This is a genomic window from Devosia litorisediminis (assembly GCF_018334155.1).
GTDB lineage: Bacteria > Pseudomonadota > Alphaproteobacteria > Rhizobiales > Devosiaceae > Devosia > Devosia litorisediminis.
The window spans coordinates 2,414,128-2,433,791 of the sequence record NZ_JAGXTP010000001.1 but is presented as its reverse complement, the minus strand read 5'-3'; the positions used below and the strand labels follow the sequence as shown (position 1 = coordinate 2,433,791).

18 protein-coding genes are annotated in these 19,664 nt (G+C 61.8%); 7 read left to right on the top strand and 11 right to left on the bottom strand.

Annotated elements, in window-relative coordinates; all coding sequences use genetic code 11:
- Positions 1-139: 139 nt before the first annotated feature.
- Complete coding sequence (locus KD146_RS11580; RefSeq protein WP_212658821.1) at positions 140-1,273, bottom strand: site-specific DNA-methyltransferase; 1,134 nt, start codon at positions 1,271-1,273, stop codon at positions 140-142.
- Between the two features lie 105 nt (positions 1,274-1,378).
- On the bottom strand, positions 1,379-2,035 hold the full coding sequence (locus KD146_RS11575; RefSeq protein WP_212658820.1) for a ribonuclease HII: 657 nt from the start codon (positions 2,033-2,035) through the stop codon (positions 1,379-1,381).
- 149 nt (positions 2,036-2,184) lie between these two features.
- Here KD146_RS11575 and KD146_RS11570 point away from each other — a divergent pair, with 149 nt between their 5' ends.
- Complete coding sequence (locus KD146_RS11570; protein WP_212658819.1) at positions 2,185-2,775, top strand: hypothetical protein; 591 nt, start codon at positions 2,185-2,187, stop codon at positions 2,773-2,775.
- 34 nt (positions 2,776-2,809) lie between these two features.
- The gene (locus KD146_RS11565; protein ID WP_212658818.1) at positions 2,810-3,496 is read left to right on the top strand and encodes an HAD-IA family hydrolase; all 687 of its coding nucleotides are present in this window, start codon (positions 2,810-2,812) and stop codon (positions 3,494-3,496) included.
- Here KD146_RS11565 and KD146_RS11560 read toward each other — a convergent pair.
- A complete protein-coding gene (locus KD146_RS11560) occupies positions 3,493-4,641 on the bottom strand; it encodes a PA0069 family radical SAM protein (RefSeq protein ID WP_212658817.1) in 1,149 nt (382 codons plus the stop codon). The two genes, KD146_RS11565 and KD146_RS11560, sit on opposite strands and share 4 nt — an antisense overlap.
- Before the next feature lie 407 nt (positions 4,642-5,048).
- Between KD146_RS11560 and KD146_RS11555 the strand changes: the two genes are divergently transcribed.
- Entirely contained in the window at positions 5,049-6,518 is a 1,470-nt protein-coding gene (locus tag KD146_RS11555) for an MDR family MFS transporter (RefSeq protein ID WP_212658816.1), read from the top strand.
- A 35-nt stretch (positions 6,519-6,553) separates the two neighbouring features.
- On the opposite strand, the gene KD146_RS11550 is transcribed toward KD146_RS11555, so the two are convergent.
- From KD146_RS11550 to KD146_RS11520, 7 genes are all read right to left on the bottom strand, one after another.
- The gene (locus KD146_RS11550) at positions 6,554-7,525 is read right to left on the bottom strand and encodes an NAD(P)-dependent alcohol dehydrogenase (RefSeq protein WP_212658815.1); all 972 of its coding nucleotides are present in this window, start codon (positions 7,523-7,525) and stop codon (positions 6,554-6,556) included.
- A gap of 81 nt (positions 7,526-7,606) precedes the next feature.
- Positions 7,607-7,834 (bottom strand): helix-turn-helix transcriptional regulator, encoded by a 228-nt coding sequence (locus KD146_RS11545; RefSeq protein WP_212658814.1) that lies wholly within the window; start codon positions 7,832-7,834, stop codon positions 7,607-7,609.
- Positions 7,834-8,298, bottom strand: a complete 465-nt coding sequence (locus KD146_RS11540; protein WP_212658813.1) for a hypothetical protein — start codon at positions 8,296-8,298, stop codon at positions 7,834-7,836. Before KD146_RS11540 ends, KD146_RS11545 begins: the two co-directional genes overlap by 1 nt.
- 135 nt (positions 8,299-8,433) lie before the next feature.
- On the bottom strand, positions 8,434-10,263 hold the full coding sequence (locus tag KD146_RS11535; protein WP_212658812.1) for an ABC transporter ATP-binding protein: 1,830 nt from the start codon (positions 10,261-10,263) through the stop codon (positions 8,434-8,436).
- Positions 10,264-10,489: 226 nt separating this feature from the next.
- Positions 10,490-11,026 (bottom strand): molybdenum cofactor biosynthesis protein B, encoded by a 537-nt coding sequence (moaB, locus tag KD146_RS11530; RefSeq protein ID WP_212658811.1) that lies wholly within the window; start codon positions 11,024-11,026, stop codon positions 10,490-10,492.
- The gene (locus KD146_RS11525; protein ID WP_212658810.1) at positions 11,004-12,332 is read right to left on the bottom strand and encodes an MFS transporter; all 1,329 of its coding nucleotides are present in this window, start codon (positions 12,330-12,332) and stop codon (positions 11,004-11,006) included. Before KD146_RS11525 ends, moaB begins: the two co-directional genes overlap by 23 nt.
- 136 nt (positions 12,333-12,468) lie before the next feature.
- The gene (locus KD146_RS11520; protein ID WP_212658809.1) at positions 12,469-13,287 is read right to left on the bottom strand and encodes a uracil-DNA glycosylase; all 819 of its coding nucleotides are present in this window, start codon (positions 13,285-13,287) and stop codon (positions 12,469-12,471) included.
- Positions 13,288-13,353: 66 nt separating this feature from the next.
- On the opposite strand from KD146_RS11520, the gene KD146_RS11515 reads away from it, so the two are divergent.
- From KD146_RS11515 to KD146_RS11505, 3 genes are all read left to right on the top strand, one after another.
- Entirely contained in the window at positions 13,354-15,000 is a 1,647-nt protein-coding gene (locus KD146_RS11515; RefSeq protein WP_212658808.1) for an electron transfer flavoprotein-ubiquinone oxidoreductase, read from the top strand.
- 107 nt (positions 15,001-15,107) lie between these two features.
- Positions 15,108-16,850 carry a tetratricopeptide repeat protein gene (locus tag KD146_RS18490; protein ID WP_212658807.1) on the top strand — a complete coding sequence of 581 codons (1,743 nt, stop codon included), beginning with the start codon at positions 15,108-15,110 and terminating at the stop codon, positions 16,848-16,850.
- A 7-nt stretch (positions 16,851-16,857) separates the two neighbouring features.
- Positions 16,858-17,739 (top strand): 4-(cytidine 5'-diphospho)-2-C-methyl-D-erythritol kinase, encoded by an 882-nt coding sequence (locus KD146_RS11505; RefSeq protein ID WP_345790818.1) that lies wholly within the window; start codon positions 16,858-16,860, stop codon positions 17,737-17,739.
- Here KD146_RS11505 and KD146_RS11500 read toward each other — a convergent pair.
- Positions 17,736-18,749: a polyprenyl synthetase family protein gene (locus KD146_RS11500; protein ID WP_427857070.1), complete on the bottom strand. Its 1,014-nt coding sequence runs from the start codon at positions 18,747-18,749 to the stop codon at positions 17,736-17,738. The genes KD146_RS11505 and KD146_RS11500 overlap by 4 nt on opposite strands.
- A 174-nt stretch (positions 18,750-18,923) precedes the next feature.
- Here KD146_RS11500 and KD146_RS11495 point away from each other — a divergent pair, with 174 nt between their 5' ends.
- Positions 18,924-19,631 carry a tRNA1(Val) (adenine(37)-N6)-methyltransferase gene (locus tag KD146_RS11495; RefSeq protein WP_212658804.1) on the top strand — a complete coding sequence of 236 codons (708 nt, stop codon included), beginning with the start codon at positions 18,924-18,926 and terminating at the stop codon, positions 19,629-19,631.
- Positions 19,632-19,664 lie beyond the last annotated feature (33 nt).

The window sequence follows — 19,664 nt, the reverse complement described above, 5'->3', positions numbered from 1 at the left end:
CCGCCAACCACTCAATCGCTGGGGGATAGAAAATCACGGGTGAAAGGTCCCAGTGCGACGGATTCGGCGTCAGGACAAAAAAAGGCCGCCGGGGCAAACCGGCGGCCAATTCAAAATACCTGATGATTGGAGGTCAGGATCAGGCAGACATCGATTCGAGTTGCGCGCGCACACCAGCCCGGAGGTCATCGATTGGAGCGGTGCGGCCCGCCTGTTCGTGATGCCAGAAAGTCCACCCGTTGCATGCCTCTGCCCCCTGGACCAGCGCGCCAACCTTGTGGATTGAACCCTGGTGGGAACCTGAGACGAGTGAGCCGTCTGCACGAACCATGGCGAAGTAACGTTTCGTTAAGTCGAAGAGTTGCGTGCCAGGCTCAATTAATCCTTGCTCGATCAGCGAACCGAACGGAATGCGGGTTTCCTTGCGCTTGGGCGTGACCGATTGCAGCGCCTCAAAGGTGCCCGGACGGATGGCCGCAATGCGCTTGAGCGCAGCACTGATATAGGTGTCTTCGCGCTCGATGCCGATGAAGTGACGGCCCAGCTTGCGGGCTACTGCGCCAGTGGTGCCGGTGCCGAAAAACGGATCAAGCACGATATCGCCAGGCTTGGTGGTCGCATTCAGGATGCGGAACAGCAGCGCCTCCGGCTTCTGGGTCGGATGGACCTTCTCGTCGTCATCATCCTTTAGGCGCTCGGAGCCGGTGCAGATGGGGAACAGCCAGTCGCTGCGCATCTGCGTATCGTCATTGGCCAGCTTCATGGCTTCATAGTTGAAGGTTACGCGGCTCTTCTGGCTCTTGGCGGCCCAGATCAGCGTCTCATGCGCATTGGTAAAGCGCGTGCCGCGGAAATTGGGCATTGGATTGGCTTTGCGCCAGATCACATCATTGAGCATCCAGTAGTCGAGATCCTGCAAGGCGGCCCCAACCCGGAAAATGTTGTGGTAGCTCCCGATGACCCACAGGGCGCCATCCGGTTTGAGCACCCGGCGCGCGGCTTTGAGCCAGGCGCGGGTGAATTTGTCGTAATGGGCAAAACTGTCGAACTTGTCCCATTCGTCGTCCACCGCATCAACCTTGCTCTGGTCAGGACGCGTCAGGCCCTGGTCGAGCTGCAGATTGTAGGGGGGGTCGGCGAAGATCAGATCTACCGAACCAGCCGGCAGGGCATTCATGTGGTCGATGCAATCACCCACCAGAATGGAATCGATCGGAAGACGCGGTGCCTCTTCCGCAACGGCTTCTGGAGCCTTACGCGCGGTACGCAACATACACTTAACCCTAACGCAGTACTAACAACCCTGTTATAGAACCGCAGAGTTAATGGAGCGTATGCAAGGGGTTAGCAGGAGGTTAAGGCGTAGCTTTCCGCAGCCCTAACCGGCCAGTGCAGTCAACCTGAGCCGCGCCTGTGCCACAGGGCCAAAGGCCTCGCGGTGGTGCCGGCAAGGACCATGCTCACTCAGCGCCGTCATGTGCCTGGCCGTGCCATATCCCTTGTGACCAGCGAAGCCGAAGGCAGGCGCGTCGCAATCCATGATTGCGCACATCCTGTCCCGCGTCACCTTGGCGACAATCGAGGCCGCCGCTATCGACACGCTGCGCCCGTCGCCGCCGATCAGCGCCATGCCGTCGCAGGGCAGGCCCATCGGCACATCACGCCCATCGATCAGTACCCGATCAGGCCGGATGCTCAGTCCACACGCGGCTTGCGCCATGCCCCACAGCGTGGCGCCCCGGATATTGTGGCTCAGGATAATAGAGGGCGGGGCAACCACGACACTGATGGCCAGCGCCGAAGCAACCACGTGTTCGAACAGCGCCTCGCGTTGTTCCTGATTGAGCTTTTTGGAGTCATTGAGCCCCGCCGGAATGGCATCGGGGTCCAGCACCACGGCCGCTACAACCACCGGGCCGGCCAGTGGGCCACGGCCCGCTTCATCGACCCCAGCCACAATTCGTGCACCACGTGCCTTGAGTTCGGCCTCGTGGGAATAGTCAGGCGCGCTCTGAACTGTCGAATCGAACATCATGGGCGCAGCATCGCTCCCACGCCGGCCAAGTCAACACGCCTGCGGACAGAGCCGATATTCACACCGACAAAATTGGAGGCCGGCGGTGGCGTCTGGCGCCGGGGCTGCTATAGGTTTTCCGCTGGGGGCAGCATGGGAAACAAGACACAATGATTGCCAAATTCGGCTTCGCCCTCGTTATGACGCTGGCCGCGACCTTTCCACTGGCCGCCGAACCCTTTCATCACCCCTATGGCGAATGGCGCGAGTATCATCGTGACTGGCTGGCGGCCTGCCCCGACGTGATCGATGATGACGCTACCGATTTTTACGGGCACTCCTGCTTTGCCAGCACCGGCAGCCAGCAGCTTAACAGCGCCGGCCTACCTGCCTATAAGCTCACCATGCTGCGCAATCGCCTGACCGGTGAACTTGATATTGCGGTGACAGTGGCCGCTGACAAGGCGCAGACCGATACCAGTCGGCCACTCAAACTGAACTTTCATGGCGGCGTCACCATGCAGTTCGATTTCGTTGCTGATCTTGAGACGCGCTACAACACCACCAACCAGTTCTATGTAGCCGATCCGGTGCGCAAGGCGGCGCTGCTCGAAGAGATGAAGCGGCGCAATGCACTGACGATGACTGTGCCCTTGAACGGTGACGGGGGCGCGAGCGAGGAGGTCTGGCTATCGATGCGTGGCGTTCTGGCCTCGCTTGATTTCATGGCCAGCTTCGCCCGCAAGGTTGCCCAATACTGACCACCCCTATTGCCCCCCAAGACTGGACCTGTTCATGATCCCGACGCCCGGCGCCGCGCTGCTGTTCGACATTGACGGCACGCTGGCCGACACCGACCCGCTGCATCTGGAAGCCTTCAATCGCAGCTTTACCCCGTTTGGCCATAGCTTTGACCGGGCCCGCTTTGTCCGTGAACTACAGGGGCTGGCCAATGTCGATATCGCCGCGCGCTTTCTGCCAGACCTGGATGCTGATGCACGCATGGCGGTGATGGATGACAAGGAAGCTTTGTTTCGCGAGCTCGCCGCCACCGAAATCCATGCCGTAGCCGGACTGTTTGATCTGCTCGACCAGGCCGATGCGGCAGGTATTGCCATGGCGGCGGTCACCAATGCGCCGCGCGCCAATGCCGAATTGATCCTGCACGGTCTGGGTATCACCAGCCGCTTCAAGGCGGTGGTGATTGGTGCCGAACTGCCGCATGGCAAACCGCATCCCATGCCCTACCTAGAGGGCCTGCGCCTGCTCGGCGCCCAAGCCGAACATTCGCTGGCGTTCGAGGACTCGCGCACTGGCATCGCCTCGGCCACGGCAGCGGGCATTGCCACGATAGGGATGCGCACCGGCCTTGATGACGCAGCGCTACGTGCGGCCGGAGCGGTGCTGTCGGCCGACGGCTATGACGATCCCGCGTTGCTCGCCTTCGTTGCCGATCGGGTCAGCGCCAGCCAGATCGCCTAGAACAGGCTCATCTGGGCGCTTTCGATTTCGGGAGCCTCGAACAGGTCATTGCGCAGACCCGGCAGCTTGCCGTCCAGGCCGTAGCGCTCGCGTGCTTTTTCGAAGCGCTGTCGCAGCAGGGTCGCATAGGGGCCTTCGCCTGTCATGCGGGTGCCAAAACGGGAGTCGTAATCCTTGCCGCCGCGTGTGTCGCGCACTAGCGAGAGCACATGACGCACCCTGTCGGGGAAGTGACGCAGCAACCATTCGCGGAACACGTCGCGCACTTCGCCGGGCAGGCGCAGCAGGATCATCTGCGCGCTGGTGGCGCCCTGTGCTGCTGCAGCATCGAGAATGCGTTCGAGTTCCATATCGTTGATCGCCGGGATCATTGGTGAGGCGAATACCGCGACAGGAACACCGGCCTCGGTGAGCAGGCGAATGGCCTCGAGCCGGCGCGCCGGGGAGGATGCACGGGGCTCCATGCGGCGGCTCAGCTTGTGGTCCATCGAGGTCATCGAGATCGCCACCTTTACCAGCCCCAACTTGGCCAGTTCGGTCAGCAGATCCAGATCCCGGGTGATCAGCGCCGACTTCGTCGTGATCATCACTGGATGTCTGGTCGCCAGCATCACTTCGAGAATGCCGCGCGTCAGCTTGTGCTTGCGCTCGGCCGGTTGATAGGGGTCAGTATTGGTGCCCATGGCGATCGGCTTTACCCGGTAGTTCTTGGCAGACAATTCGGTCCGCAGCGCCTCGACCGCGTTGGTTTTGACGTATATGTCGCGCTCGAATTCGATACCGGCCGAATGGCCCAGGAAAGCGTGGCTGGGCCGGGCATAGCAGTACGAGCAGCCGTGTTCGCAACCGCGGTAGGCGTTGATCGATCGCTCAAACCCAATGTCGGGACTGTCATTGGTCGTGATGATGGTTTTGGCGCGCTCATTGTGTTCGACCGTCTCGAAGATCGACAGCGGCTCGACATTGTCCCAGCCGTCATCAAAAGACTCGCGGGTCTGCTTTTCAAACCGGCCGCTGCGATTGCTCTGCGCGCCCCGTCCGCGAACCTGATCGACATCCAGCAATTCCCGCCGTGCCAGATCGGCATCCCGGCTGCGGCTGAGTTGCTCGAGAGCTTCAAATGATGGGGCTTGATAAAAGGCCATGAAAACGTCTCCTGCCGAACGCGCAACAGTCGAATCGTGACTGATCAACGCGTCTCGGGATGTAACAGTTCCACGAGAACAGAACAAGAACGATGTCGAGTTTGTTAACGTCCTGTGGTGGCAGAAGCGCAACAGATTGCCACGCGCACACGCGCTATGCGCACTGCCCGATGGACCGTGGCCATTTTTAGGAATATGCCGGGCCTCCGCTGCCGCCAACGGGGCAATTGCTGGCGCGTGGGCCTATCTGAATTCTATGCTGATCATCGCCGGGCAACGGCGAATATGCAGCCCGTTGCCGACGCATGCTGACACGGGCTGTCACCACATTTTCTCATGGTGTTGTCGAAGCTGGAAGACATCAACCGTCGCACTGTCGACGCTGCTATTTTATTCGAGGGATTTCTATGACCATTGACGCAACAACCACGGGTGATTTGCCCTCGGGCGAGGTCGACAACTCTGCCCGCAACAAACTCGTCATCGCGCTGCTGCTTGGCTCCACCTTTGTCGTCTTTCTCAATGAGACGATGATGAGCGTGGCCATCCCTCATCTGATGGCGGATCTGGGCGTCGCGGCCAATATCGCGCAATGGCTGACTACCGCCTTCCTGCTCACCATGGCCATTGTCATTCCCATTACGGGTTTTCTGCTGCAGCGTATGAACACAAGGCCCGTCTTCATGCTCGCCATGTCGGTCTTTGCTGCTGGCACGCTGATCTGCGCCGCCTCGCCCGGCATCGAACTGCTGATCTTTGGTCGCGTCATTCAGGCGGTCGGCACGGCCATCATGTTGCCGCTGCTAATGACCACGGTGATGACGCTGGTGCCGCCCGAAACACGCGGCAAGACCATGGGCAACATCTCCATCGTCATCTCGGTTGCGCCCGCGATCGGGCCCACCATTGGCGGGTTCATCCTGGCCAATTTCGAATGGCGCTGGATGTTTATCCTCATGCTGCCAATCGCACTGGGTGCGCTGGCTCTGGGCAGTCGCAAGATGCAGAACGTGACCACGCCGCGTTATGCGCCACTCGACATCGCTTCGGTAATCCTGTCTGCGCTGGGCTTTGGCGGACTGGTCTATGGCCTGTCCAGCCTGGGCGAAGGCGAACAGGCCGGTGCGGCCTTCCCGCTCTGGCTACCTCTGGTGGTCGGCGGCGTGTCCATGGTTGCGTTTATCTGGCGTCAGATCGTGCTGTCGCGGCAGGACAAGGCGCTGCTTGATCTGCGCACCTTCCTATCGCGCAATTACACCGTGTCCGTGCTGACCATGGGAATTGCCATGATGGCCCTGTTCGGCACGGTCATCCTGCTGCCCATCTACACCCAGAATGTTCTGGGTCTCGATACGCTGCAGACCGGCCTGTTGCTGTTGCCCGGTGGCTTGCTGATGGGGCTGCTCGCGCCATCGGTTGGCCGCTTGTATGACCGCATCGGTCCAACCAAGTTGCTGGTACCCGGTACGGCACTGGTCTCGATCGTGCTTTGGGCTCTGACCCGGGTGGATCAGCACACCTCGGTCTGGGCCATCCTGACCGGTCACATCATCATCAGCATCGGTCTGGCGCTGGTGTTCACACCATTGTTCACTGCCGCTCTGGGCTCGGTGCGGCAGGAAATGTACTCGCATGGCAGCGCCATTCTCGGCTCGGTGCAACAGGTCGCCGGGGCCGCTGGTATTGCGCTGTTCGTGGCCTTGATGAGCATTCGCACCGCCGGTCTGGCTGCAGAGGGTGTGGAGCCCGTCAGCGCCCTGGCTGGTGGCATCCAGCTGGCATTCATGGTGGGCGCGACCATTTCCCTGTTCGCAATCGTCACCGCGTTCTTTGTTCGCAAGCCCGAAGGCGGCGCGCCCGGCATGGGCGGCCACTAGACCATCCAGAACGGCGCCCAGCGGGCGCCGTTTTCTTATGGAGCCGAAACCTCGACAACCACAGCCCCGCGCTTGCGCCCGCTATCGACCAGCGCATGCGCCTTGACAATCTCGGTGAAGGGCACGCGGCTATCGATGGTCGCCTGCAATACACCCGCTGCCGCCAGATCCCGCAGTGTCTCGATATCTGCCAACAGCTCGCCTGCCACGCCGACGATGATCTGCCGGCCACCCAGCAATTTGCGCAATCCAGCGCGCAGCATCATGCCGCCGCCAGCATTGCTGGCGATCAGCTGGCCCGTCGGGGGCGTCGCTCGTTCGAACTGGGCAACACTGACCGTGTCCACAGTGTCCATGATCACGTCATACTGGATGCCATTGCGGGAAAAGTCAGTCTGCCTGTAATCGATCACATGATCAGCACCCAGGGCCCGCACCATATCCAGATTGCGGGCGCTGCAGATGCCCGTGACCTCGGCACCGAAATGCTTGGCCAACTGCACAGCGAAGCTGCCCACGGCGCCGCTGGCGCCATTGATCAACACCTTCTGGCCTGGTGCAATCTTGGCCAGGCGCAAGAAGTGCAGCGCCGTCAGGGCGCCAAAGGGCAGGGCGGCGGCTTCGGCGAAATCCATGCCTTGGGGGAGGGCGGTGACAGCCGCGGTTTGCGGGACCACCTTGTATTGGGCGTGGGCATCAAAGACGTGCATGCCAAACACCCGATCGCCGGTTTTCAGTCGCGTCACGCCCGCACCAACCGCCTCGACAATGCCGGAGAACTCAGAGCCGAGAACGCTCTTGCGTGGTTTGGAGATACCCAGGAACAGCCGGGCCGGGAGCCAGAAGGCAGCCGGAATGCGGAAGGCGCGCAGGCGCGCGTCGCCGGACGTCACGGTAGTCGCGACGATGCGCACGAGCACTTCACCCGGCTTGGGAACGGGCTTGGGGATATCGATGATGGTAACGACTTCGGGGGCGCCATAGGCAGTCTGAACGGCGGCTTTCATCTAGGATCTCCAGATTTCGGGCAAGCTTCGCCCGCAGCCCTGCTCGGGCTGTGCAAGATTTTTGGGGAACTGGGCGTCAGCTCAGTCGGTGGCGGTCTTCTTCCATTGGAACACGGTGCCGATTTCCACCTCGAACACCTCGGCAATACGGAAAGCGGCTTCCAGCGAGGGCGAGTATTTGTTCTGCTCGATGGCGGCAACGGTCTGTCTTGTCATGCCGATGCGGTCGGCCAACTCCTGCTGGGTCATCTCGTTCGCATCAAAGCGCAGGCGTCGGATGATATTGCTGATGGGAGGCGGCGTGGCCATTACGCGCTCATCCGGAACGCAATGATATGGGTGGTTTCGCGCACCAGTTCGGTGATGACGAAAGCCATCAGCACACCATTGGCAAAGATCAACGCCACGGCGCCGCCGGGATCAGCCGGGTAGGCGGCCTTGATGGTGTCGGTGGCCAGCAGCCCGCCAATCAGCCCGACCGGGACCAGCAGCTCGAGCAACCGGAAACCAAAGCGGTCGGCCCGCGCCTCGATGTGACGCTCCATCTCATCGGGAGCGGCATCGAGGTTTTTCTTGCTCATGACGCCGGCAAACACATTCAAGCCGATCATCACCACCAGCGAAATGCCCATACACACCAGGAATCGCACCAGCACTTCAGCCCCGTCCACGATCCCGGCGAATGCTTCGATCCAGAACGCCCCGAAATAATAGCTCCAGACCGCCAGGGTAATCCCGACGGCAATCCATGCGTTCTTCTCGCGTAAAGACATCGCATCACTCCATGTTTGTAATCTATGACGCTATATCATCTAAAACGAACATCATGTCAAATATATATAACACCATGTTGCGGGGACTTAACCTTGGCGACGCAGGTCGCCACCCAGACCACGCTCGCCTCAGGGCTAGTTGTTGCCAATAAAGCCGCCCGATTGCCGCGCCCAGAGCTGAGCGTAGATGCCGTTCTGGGCAAGCAGGCTGTCATGGGATCCCAGCTCGGCAATTCGCCCCTGATCCAGCACCACGATGCGATCCATGCGGGCAATGGTGGACAGGCGATGGGCGATGGCGATCACCGTCTTGCCCTCCATTACGCCATAGAGCGTGTCCTGAATGGCCGCTTCAGCCTCGGAATCCAGCGCCGAGGTGGCTTCATCCAGCACCAGTATGGGGGCGTTCTTGAAGATCGCCCGCGCCAGGGCAATGCGCTGACGCTGCCCGCCTGAGAGCAGCACGCCGCGCTCACCGACAAGGGCGTCGTAGCCGCGACGGCCCTGTTGATCGACCAGACCTGCAATAAATTCCGACGCCATGGCCTGCTCGGCCGCTGCCGCGATGGTGGCCTGTGATGCATCGGGCTGACCATGAGCAATGTTGTCGCGCACGGAACGATGCAGCAGGCTGGCATCCTGGCTCACCATGGCAATGGCGCCGCGCAGGCTGTCCTGTCTCACCGTTGCAATGTCCTGACCATCAATGCTGATCTGGCCCGCTTCAGCCTCAAAGAAGCGCAGCAGCAGATTGACCAGTGTCGACTTACCGGCACCCGAGCGCCCGACAATGCCGATCTTTTCGCCGCCAGCAATGTCGAAGCTGACGCCGTCCAGCCCGCCGACGCCCTTGCCATAGTGGTGGCTGACGCCGGAAAAGCCGATGGCTCCTGTGGTGATCGTCAAGGCCGGCGCATTGGGTGCATCGACGACTTCCAGCGGCTGCGCCACAGTCTGCAATGCCTGCCGTGTGGCCCCCAGATGGGTGAACATCGACGACACCGCATCGAGCATCCATTCAGCCATGCCGGTAATGCGAAAGCTCAGCGCCAGCGAGGCCGCAACCAGCCCCAGCGGTGCGCCGCCAGCCTGCCATAGCACCACGGTATAGCCGACCAGCCCGACAATCAGCAGGCTGCCCATGAAAATCATGCTTACATTGACCGTGACCTCCAGCTTTTGAACTGCCACGAGTGTGCTGCGGGAGGCCGCAAAGCGCCGCATGCTCTCGGCGTCCTCGGCAGCCTGATTGGCGAACAGCTTGATCACATCAATATTGGCATAACCGTCCACCAGCATGCCGGTCAGATCGGCATTGGCGCCCTGCAAGTCATGCGAGGCGCGATGCAGGCGCGGCACGACATAGACCATCAGGCCAACAAAACAGGCGATCCACACCAGCAAGGGCGTGATCAGCCTGATATCGATCGAGCCGATCAGCAAGGTCGAGCCGATCACATAGATCATCACATAGGTCAGCGTGTGGAGCACCTGATAGACCGCGCCGGTCGCTGATGCCCCGATATCGCGCACCTGATTGGCAATGCGGCCCGACAGGTCGCGCCGGAACCAGCCGACCGATTGGCGTTGCACATGACGATGCGCCCGCCAGCGGATCAGGGTTTCGGCATTGGGACGATAGGCGATGTCGTCCAGGCCCTCGCCAATAAAGCCGGCGAGGGGGCGGAGCAGCAAGAGAATAGCGGCTGCCCCGATCAGCTCCAGGCCGTGCTCTTCCCACAACAGTGCGGGTTCGGCCAGTGCCAGCGTATCGACCAGCGAACTGGTATAGCCGATCAGCCAGACCTCGATGCTCGCGCTGATCAGCGTTAGCAGCAGGCTCAGCGCGATGACGCGGTGAAAGGGTTTCAGGCTGTCGCCAACAAACTGCCAGACAGAGGCGCTGGGTGACGTTTCGGCATGGGGCATGAACGGATCGACGAGCTTTTCAAAGCTGGGAAACATGGGATGCCCTCCAGGGGCAGATGATCAAATTGATGAGGAGCTGACAGGCAGCCCGACATAGCGGCGCGGCCCGTCTAGCGGTGCGTGCGTATGTCCATAATTCTCATCAAAGATCTCCCAGCATCGTGCTGTCACCAGTCAGGCTAGCCGCGCTTGCTCGCGCTGTCATGACCCAATTTGGCTTTTGCGGGCGCCAGCTTTGCAGCGTTGCCCATCAGCAACACGGCTAGCGCTCGTCCAGCCTTGGCATCAGCTCGACGAAATTGCACGGTTTATGCCGGTAATCGAACTGGTGGGTCAAAATGCCTTCCCACGCGTCGCGGCAGGCGCCACGGGAGCCAGGCAGGCAGAACACGAAACTGGTGCCGATCAAGCCTGCCGTGGCGCGTGACTGCAGTGAACTGGTGCCCACCGTGGTCGCCGAATACTGGTGGAACAGTACCGAAAAGCCTTCCATGCGTTTGTCGAATAGCGGCTCGACAGCTTCGGGAGTGACGTCGCGACCTGAAAAGCCGGTACCGCCCGTGGTCAGCACCACGTCCACCTTGGGGTCAGCGACAAAGCCTTGTACCGCCTGACGGATAAGCTGGATATCGTCCCGTACAACAACGCGGTCGGCGCAGATGTGCCCATCAGCTTCCAGCAGAGACTTCAACAGCGCCCCGCCTGTGTCGGTTTCCAGTGTCCGCGTGTCAGACACGGCAATGACCGCAATCGACAGGGGCTTGAACGCCCGGTCCTCAAACTGCGCCGTTTTGAACATTGGGGTTCTCCTCGTCATTCAAACCGGCCAGCTCTTCGGGGACGGGTGTTTCGTCGACGCGCATTTCGATGTCGTCAGCTTCGGCGCGGGGGTCAAGCACGAAGCTCTCCGGCGTGACCTGGCGATCATTACCCATGGGCTGGAATGGCGCGCGGTCGGCTGCGTCGACGCTCTTGCGGATGCGCATGCGCAGATAGGCGGTGACCGCGAGCGCACCATGGAAGGACGCGGTGACCATGAACAGGCCCACCGGCGACCAGGCGCCCATGATCAACGAGGATACGATCGGGCCGATGGCCAGACCGATGCCCAGGATCAGCAGCATACCGCCGGCAATCTTGGCGAACTCGCCATCCTTGGCATAGTCATTGGCATGGGCGACGGCCACGGCATAGATCGGGTTGGCGGCAAAGCCATAGGCGGCAAACAGCACATACATGCCCCAGCCCGCTTCGGGATTGATCAGCACCGTCAACACGCCAACAATCGAGGCGAAGCCGGACAGCCCGATCATCACGATGCGGCGGTCAATGCGGTCAGAAAGCCGGCCAAAGGGGATTTGCGCGACCGCGCCCAGAATGGCGGCGATGGCAAACAGCAAGGCGATGCCGCTGGCATCCAGGCCGCGCTGGTAACCATAGACCGGCGCCAGCGTGCCGAACGAGCCATTGGCCATGCCGACGGAAAATGCAGCGATCGCCGCCACCGGCGAGGTGCGGTAGAGCAGTCCGATATCGATCTTGGCCGACGATAGCGGCCGTGGCTGTGGGCTGGAGGTCAGCGCGGTCGGCAGAATGGCGCAGGCAAAGGCGATGGCGCCGATCACGAAGGGGATATAGCCCGCCGTGCCGGTCACAGACATGGCAACCTGACCCAGCGTGGAGGCAGCCATATTGATCGTTACATAGATCGAAAAGATCGTGCCACGGCTCTTGTTGTCGGCCACCTCATTGAGCCAGCTCTCCACTATCATCGCTGCGCCGGCAAAGCAGAAGCCCGACAGCGCACGCAGCACGATCCAGCTGATATCGTTGACCCAAAGCAGGTTGAGCAAAATGGTGATGGTGCCGATGGCCGCCATCACCGAGAAGGCCCGGATATGGCCCGCATTGCGCACGACCATAGGCACGGTAATCGAGCCGGCGACAAAGCCGATCGACCAGCCGGTGCCGATCAGGCCCAGCGAGAGAACCGAGAAACCTTCTTCGGCACCACGAACCGAGAGCAGCAGGCCCTGCAGCCCACCACCGAACATCAAGAGGGCGGAACCCAGGAACAGGGCGTAGATTTTGATTACGGAGGCCATGGCGCTTTCGGCTCTGCGGGATTGGAGTAGCGCGGCAAATCACGCAACAGTGACATTAGTGCGGCGTTCCGGCACGGGTGCAATGGAAAACCCGCCAATGCCCCCCAGAAATTCCCGCTTCAGCCGCTCTGGACGCCTAGTGGCCCAGACCGAGCGCCTCGATCTTCAACTTCAGGCTCAGCATGTCGGCCCAGGCCTGTTCCTTGGCAGGAGCGTTGCGCAGCAGATAGGCCGGATGCAGCGTCGGGATGGCCTCGACCTGATGGCTGCCAATGGTCACCCCGGACCACTTGCCGCGCATCTTGATGATGCCGCTTGTGGTCTCAAAGATGGTCTGCATGGCGGGTCCGCCCAAAGTCATCACCAGCTTGGGTGCAACCAGTTCGACCTGTCGGTGCAGAAAGGGCAGGCAGAGCGCCATTTCCTCGGGTGTTGGGGTGCGATTGCCGGGTGGACGCCAAGGCACGGTATTGGCGATATAGACCTTGGTGCGATCAAGCCCGATCGCTGCCAGCATACGGTCAAGCAATTGTCCCGACTTGCCGACAAAGGGTTTGCCCTGCCGGTCCTCTTCAGCCCCCGGCGCTTCGCCGATCAGCATGATGTCGGCAACCGGATTGCCATCGGCAAACACCAGCTGGGTCGCCCGCAGTTTCAGCCCGCACCCGTCATAGTTTTCCAGCAGCGCCTGCAGCTCGTCCAGGGACTTGGCCGATGCCGCCAGACTGCGTGCTTCGCCGGGATCTCCGCCAATAGCGGGGGGCTCGACGGCACGCTGCGGTGGTGCGGCGCCCGGCATTGCAGTGGGGGGCGGTGTAGCCGCAGGACGGGCCGGTGGTCGTTGTGCAAAGCGGTCGACCGGCTCTTCGCCCACGGCGATATCCACGCCAGCGGCGCGATACCAATCCAGCACGGCGAGCATTTCGTCGTGATTTAGCGGGTGATTTTCGGTCATGTTCTCTGTTATGTCACAGCCCGTTTGGCGCGGCCAGCCGCGTCCGGAATACAAGAGGCATTCTATATGGCAGAGGCTGGCACGCGCGAAACCATTTCCACTGATGTGCTGATTGTCGGCGCCGGCCCCTCGGGCCTGTCTGCAGCCATCCGCATCAAGCAGCATCACCCTGAACTCGGGGTGACCGTGGTTGAAAAAGCCGCCGAAGTTGGCGGCCATATCCTTTCGGGCGCTGTCATGGATCCGCGTGGCCTTGATGCCCTGATCCCCGACTGGCGCCTCAAGGGAGCCCCGGTGGGTCCCGATGTCACCAGCGATACCTATCACCTGCTGACGGGCAATGGCGATCTGGCCTTCCCACACTGGTTGATGCCACCACAGCTCAAGACCCCCAATGGTGTAATCGTCAGCCTGGGCGATCTGGTGCGCTGGCTGGGCGAGCAGGCGGCCGATCTGGGCGTTGATATCTTCCCCATGACGGCCGCCGTCGATGTGCTGGGCGGCGGCGGTGGCCCGGTGCGCGGTGTCATTACCGGTGATCTGGGTCGTGACGAAGCGGGCAATCCCAGACCCGGCTTTGCCGAGGGCATCGCGCTGGAAGCCAAATATACCCTGATCGCCGAAGGCGCGCGCGGCTCGCTGGCCAAGCAGATCATTGGCGATTACCAACTGGCCAATGATCCCCAGAAATATGGTCTGGGCATCAAGGAGGTCTGGGAGATTGCCGCCGACAAGCATCAGCCCGGTCGCGTCGATCACTATCTCGGCTTCCCGCTCGACAACGCAACCGCCGGCGGGGGCTTTGTCTACCACGCCCAAGATCGCAAGCTCTATGTCGGGCAGGTGACCTATCTCGATTATACCGATCCGACATTGTCACCATTTGACGAGTTCCAGCGCTTCAAGACTCATAAGTCGGTCGCGCCACTGCTCGAAGGCGCCACCCGCATCAGCTATGGCGCCCGTGCGGTGACCGCGGGCGGCTGGCAGTCCATTCCCACACTGGCCTTCGCCGGCGGTGGTCTGATTGGCTGCGCTGCGGGGTTCATGAACGCACCGCGCCTCAAGGCCATCCACAACGCCATTCTGTCGGGTATCGGCGCGGCTGATGCGGTGGCCAGCGCCATTGGCGCCGGGCGCCAGCACGATGTGATCGCCGATCTCAGCGATCGCGTCATGCAGACCGGTATTGCCGACGAACTCAAGGGAGTGCGTAACGTCAAGCCGCTCTGGTCCCGTCTGGGTACCGTGCTGGGCGCGCTGGCGGGCGGTGTAGAGCTTTGGTCCTCCGCGATTTTGGGCCGCTCACTGCTGGGCACGCTGTCGCATGACAAGCCCGACTCCGCCGGCCTCAAGCCCAAGGCCGCCGTTTCCGGGCGGCGCTATGGCAAACCTGACGGAAAATTGACCTTCGATCGGGCTTCCTCTGTCTATCTGGCCAATCTGGCGCATGACGAGGACCAGCCAGTCCATCTCAGACTGGCCGATCCTGCTGTGCCCGTGCGGGACAATCTGCCCAAATACGGTGAGCCTGCACCGCTTTACTGCCCAGCGGGCGTCTATGAGTTGGCTGAGGAAGGCGCGGCACCAGTATTCCGCATCCATGCGGCCAATTGCGTGCACTGCAAGACTTGCGACATCAAGGATCCGGCGCAGAACATTACATGGGTCCCGCCCGAGGGGGGCAGCGGGCCCAATTATAGCGGCATGTAGTCGCCATCCTTGATCACGCTTGTGGGGTGGCCTTGCGGCGCAGTCCCAAAACGGCCAATCTTTGCCGCGAGAACGGGTCCGCAGGGACCAAGGGAGAATACACCGTCGTGACATCGCTTTTGAACCGCTTCGCGCGCCCGGCCCTGGTGGCCATCCTGCTGGCGGCAACAGCATCCCAGCCCGGCTATTCAGCACAGGCCGTGCAGACCGCCCAATCGGATGCACGCACCAATTTCGACTTGATGCCCATGTTCCGGGCCAGTGTCACCGGCGCCTATATGGCGGGCCAGCAGGCGCTGCAGGATCTGCGCACCGACGAGGCAGCCCGCTATTTCTATCTGGCGGCCCAGGCCGACTGGCAGAACCCGGTTCTGGTTGAGCGCGCCTTTATCGCCTTCGCGGCTGATGGGCAGATCGGGCAGGCGGCCTCTACCGCAAAGCATTTGCTCGAGCTCGACCCCACCAATGAACTCGCCGAGCTCGTGGTGGCAACCGAAGCGCTCAAGGAGCGCCGCTATGACGCTGCAGAGCGCCAGTTGGGCGCCATCGGGCAGGATAGCTTTACCGGCATCACGGCCAGCATTTTGCGGGCCTGGGCGCTGGTCGGCGGCAATCGCAAGTCCGAAGCCGATGATATGCTGGATACGCTCGGCGAATCCGGACTCGACGATTTTCTGGTCTTCCACCGTGCGCTGATGGCCGAAGTGGCTGGCGAGACAGACCTTGCCATCGATCTGGCGAGTCAGGCGTTTGAATCCGAACCCTACGTGGCCCGTATCGTCGAGGTCTATTCGCGCATGCTGGCCAATGCCGGCAAGCTTGATGAAGCCAAGGACGTCATTACTGAATTCCAGAGCCAAGGGCTGAGCCATCCCGTGGTCACCGTTGTTGGCGAGCAGATTGAAGCAGGGCAGCGCCCCGGCATCTTCGCCCCCAATGTGCAGGTTGGTGCAGCCGAAATGTTCCACGGCATCGGCGTGGCCCTGTCGCGTGATGGCAGCCTCGATCTCTCGCTGGTATTCCTGCGCATGGGGCTCTATCTCGACCCCAATGCAGACGTGATTTCACTGGCTCTGGGCGAACTGCTCGACACCGCTGGTCAGCACGACGCGGCCAATCGCATCTATGATGGCGTGCCGGTCACCTCGGCCATGAAACCCACAGCGGTGGTCCGGATTGCCCAGAACCTCGACGCTCTTGGCGATCGCGAGGAAGCCCTGCGGCGCCTGAGCAACATCGTGGTGACCCGTCCCCACGATCTGGACGCCGTATCTGTCTATGGCGACATGCTCCGCTATGACGAGCAATATGCCGAAGCCGCCGCTGCCTATTCGCATGCGCTGGAGATCACCGGTGGTGATCATCCTAGTGATTGGCGCTTTTATTACGTGCGCGGCATCGCCTATGAGCGGGCCAAGGAGTGGCCAAAAGCTGAAGCCGACTTCCTCAAGGCGCTCGAACTCAACCCCGATCAGCCGGCTGTGCTGAACTATCTGGGCTATAGCTGGATTGATCAGGACATGCATCTCGAAGAGGCACTGGGCATGATCGAAAAGGCCGTCGATGCCCAACCCCAGGATGGCTACATCGTCGATTCGCTCGGCTGGGCGTTCTACAAACTTGGTCGCATCGAAGAGGCCGTCCGCACGCTTGAGCGCGCTGTACTGCTGCGACCCAACGACCCCGAGCTGAACGATCACCTGGGCGATGCCTATTGGAAGGTCGGGCGCCGTCTCGAAGCGCGCTTCCAGTGGAACGTGGCTGCTGCGATGGACGAAGTGGGCAACGTCAAGGAACGGGTGGCCGAGAAGCTAGCGGACGGGCTGACGGCCGAGAACGCGACGCAATAGCGCCTTGGTGCTCGAACCTGTCACCCAGATTGCCCCGGCAAAGATCAACCTGGCGTTGCATGTCACGCGGCGCCGGGAGGACGGCTTTCATGATCTTGAGAGCCTTGTCGTGTTCGCCGACGTCGCCGATGAACTCGAGGCGGTGCCGGACCATCAGGATTCGCTGAGTATTGTCGGCCCCTTTGCGAAGGGGCTGGGCGCCGGGCCCAACAATCTTGTTTCCCGGGCAGTCGCCGCGTTCCGTGTGCGCTGGCCAGATGCTGTGCCGACAGGGCTGGCCATGCGCCTGACCAAGAACCTGCCGGTGGCAGCGGGCATTGGCGGCGGCTCCGCCGATGCCGCCGCAGCATTGCGGCTGATGGTGTCGCAATCCAGCCATCCCATTCCTGTGCCCGAGCTGTCCGACCTGGCCGCCGGGCTGGGAGCCGATGTGCCGGCCTGTCTGGTTTCGGCGCCGCTACTGGCGCGTGGCGTGGGTGAGCTGCTCGAACCTCTGCCGCAGTTTCCCGCGCTCCACATCGTGCTGGTCAATCCTATGGTGCCCTTGGCGACCGCCGACGTATTCCGGCGTCTGCGGGCCCATGACAATTATCCGCTCCCTGCCTTGCCATCGCCGCTGACCCGGCCGGTACAGATCGGTATCTGGCTGGCGGAAACCCGCAATGACCTGCAACCACCGGCCGTCAAGCTGGTGCCGGTAATTGGCGAGATCGTGGATTATCTGGCGTCAGCGCAAGGTTGCATGCTGGCCCGCATGTCAGGCTCGGGCGCGACTGTGTTCGGCTTGTTCGGCTCCAGCGGACAGGCTCATCAAGCCGCCCAGATGATGCGTGAACAAAATCCTGAGCATTGGGTGGCTGCGGCGCCGCTGCTGGTGCCCGGCGCCTAGTAAGCGCGCAAGACGCTGAACTCGACCACATCGCTGAGCAGGGCGCGCATGTCCGATACCGGAAGAACCTCCAGCGCCTGTTGGGCCGCCCGGGCATGCTCATGCGCCTTGGCCAGAGTACGGGGCAGGGTCTCAAGCCGGGTCAGGATCGCCACGACGTCGGCCACCTGTTCGACAGTCGCCTCGGGGTCGCCCAGCGCCTTGGCGATAGTATCGCGTTCCACCTCGGTGCCTTCGGCCAATGCCAGAATGATCGGCAGGGTCATCTTGCCTTCGCGCAGATCATCGCCGGTATTCTTGCCCAGCGTCCCGGCCTGCCCACCATAATCGAGAGCGTCATCGACCAGCTGGAAAGCATTGCCCAGCTCGAGGCCGTATTGCGCCAGCGCCTTGCGACCAGCCTCGTCAGCGCCACCAGCCATGGCGCCCACTTCGCAGGCGGCTTCGAACAGCACAGCGGTCTTGGCGCGAATGACGGCAGCGTAATCTTCGGGCGAGGTTGTCAGATCGCCCGTCTTGGCAAGCTGGAACACTTCGCCTTCGGCCATCACGGCAGACGCAGCCGACAGCACGCCCAGCGAATCGATGTCGCGGGTTTCCACCATCATCATGAAGGCCTGGCCAAGCAGGAAGTCGCCCACCAGAATGGACGCTTTATTGCCCCAGACCATGCGGGCTGCAGGTTTGCCGCGCCGCATATCGCTCTCATCCACCACATCATCGTGCAGCAGGGTCGCGTTGTGCATGAACTCCACGGCGGCGGCGAAATTGATCGCCGAACCATTGCCATTGGCGAACAGCTGGGCAGCCGCGACGGTCAACATGGGGCGCAGGCGTTTGCCACCGCTTTCAATGAGATAGCGGGCAAGTTCGGGCACCATCTCGACATGCGAGTCGGCCCGGCTCAGGATCAGCGCATTGACCTTGGCCATGTCGTCCGCAGTCGCATTGAGCAACCGGTCGATCGGCGTGGCGGCAGGCGCCTCTTTGATTTGCGTCAGCACTGACACCGTGTATCCATCCCAACATGCCGACATCGGCAAAATTGATTGAGTCTGCGGTCTTTGCGCATGTAAGGTCGCGCAAAACCGGCCTTTTCGGGTGCGATGTCCCTAGACCAGCCTACTGCCTTTGTAAAACACCAAACGGTAACGCGCGACGCCTTTTTGGGCGGTAGCCTCACTGTGTCGCAGCCCAGGCATGGCTTTCGCGCCGGGCTGGACAGCGTGTTGCTGGGGGCGGCCACAGACGCCGGGCGCAAAACCCTGCTCGATCTGGGCTGTGGCGTGGGCACGGCGGCGCTGGTCGCCTTGAGCCACCAGCAGAGCCTGACGGCCGTGCTGGCCGATCAAAACACCGAGATGCTGGCACTGGCGCAAACCAATATTGCCGAGAATGCCATGGCCGAACGCGCCAACACGCTGGCAGTCGATGTCAGCGCCAAGGGCGCAGTGCGGCTGGCCGCCGGGCTGGCGGACAATGCCTTTGCCACAGTCATCGCCAACCCGCCGTTCTTTGCCGATGGCGCGGGCACACTGGCTGGCGACGCAGGGCGGGCCGGGGCGCGCCACATGGGTGCCGAAGCGCTTGACCTCTGGGTCAAGACTGCGGCGGGGTGCGCGGCCGGGGGCGGCGAGATCATTTTCATCTACCCCGCTGAAAGCCTGACACCACTGCTCAATGCCTTTGACCGGCGTTTTGGTGCGCTGACCGTGTTGCCGCTGACCCCCAGGCCTGGCGCTGCCGCCAGCCGGGTGCTGGTGCGGGGCATCAAGGGGTCCAGGGCGCCATTGACCCTTCTGGCCAGTCGGGCGCTGCATGACGATAGCGGGCGCGGTTTCCAGCCCGCGTTTGATGCAATCTTCCGGGGCACGGCGCGTCTCGACTGGTAATCGGCGCCAGCACGACCTAAGTCTGGCAACGAC

Bases quoted from the DNA above. Each gene is read 5' to 3' on its own strand.
- KD146_RS11560 (WP_212658817.1), bottom strand. From the start codon at position 4,641: ATGGCCTTTTATCAAGCCCCATCATTTGAAGCTCTCGAGCAACTCAGC.
- KD146_RS11535 (WP_212658812.1), bottom strand. From the start codon at position 10,263: ATGTTTCCCAGCTTTGAAAAGCTCGTCGATCCGTTCATGCCCCATGCC.
- KD146_RS11545 (WP_212658814.1), bottom strand. From the start codon at position 7,834: ATGGCCACGCCGCCTCCCATCAGCAATATCATCCGACGCCTGCGCTTT.
- KD146_RS11520 (WP_212658809.1), bottom strand. From the start codon at position 13,287: ATGACCGAAAATCACCCGCTAAATCACGACGAAATGCTCGCCGTGCTG.
- KD146_RS11580 (WP_212658821.1), bottom strand. From the start codon at position 1,273: ATGTTGCGTACCGCGCGTAAGGCTCCAGAAGCCGTTGCGGAAGAGGCA.
- KD146_RS11555 (WP_212658816.1), top strand. From the start codon at position 5,049: ATGACCATTGACGCAACAACCACGGGTGATTTGCCCTCGGGCGAGGTC.
- KD146_RS11565 (WP_212658818.1), top strand. From the start codon at position 2,810: ATGATCCCGACGCCCGGCGCCGCGCTGCTGTTCGACATTGACGGCACG.
- KD146_RS11575 (WP_212658820.1), bottom strand. From the start codon at position 2,035: ATGATGTTCGATTCGACAGTTCAGAGCGCGCCTGACTATTCCCACGAG.
- KD146_RS11540 (WP_212658813.1), bottom strand. From the start codon at position 8,298: ATGTCTTTACGCGAGAAGAACGCATGGATTGCCGTCGGGATTACCCTG.
- moaB (WP_212658811.1), bottom strand. From the start codon at position 11,026: ATGTTCAAAACGGCGCAGTTTGAGGACCGGGCGTTCAAGCCCCTGTCG.
- KD146_RS11570 (WP_212658819.1), top strand. From the start codon at position 2,185: ATGATTGCCAAATTCGGCTTCGCCCTCGTTATGACGCTGGCCGCGACC.
- KD146_RS11550 (WP_212658815.1), bottom strand. From the start codon at position 7,525: ATGAAAGCCGCCGTTCAGACTGCCTATGGCGCCCCCGAAGTCGTTACC.
- KD146_RS11525 (WP_212658810.1), bottom strand. From the start codon at position 12,332: ATGGCCTCCGTAATCAAAATCTACGCCCTGTTCCTGGGTTCCGCCCTC.
- KD146_RS11515 (WP_212658808.1), top strand. From the start codon at position 13,354: ATGGCAGAGGCTGGCACGCGCGAAACCATTTCCACTGATGTGCTGATT.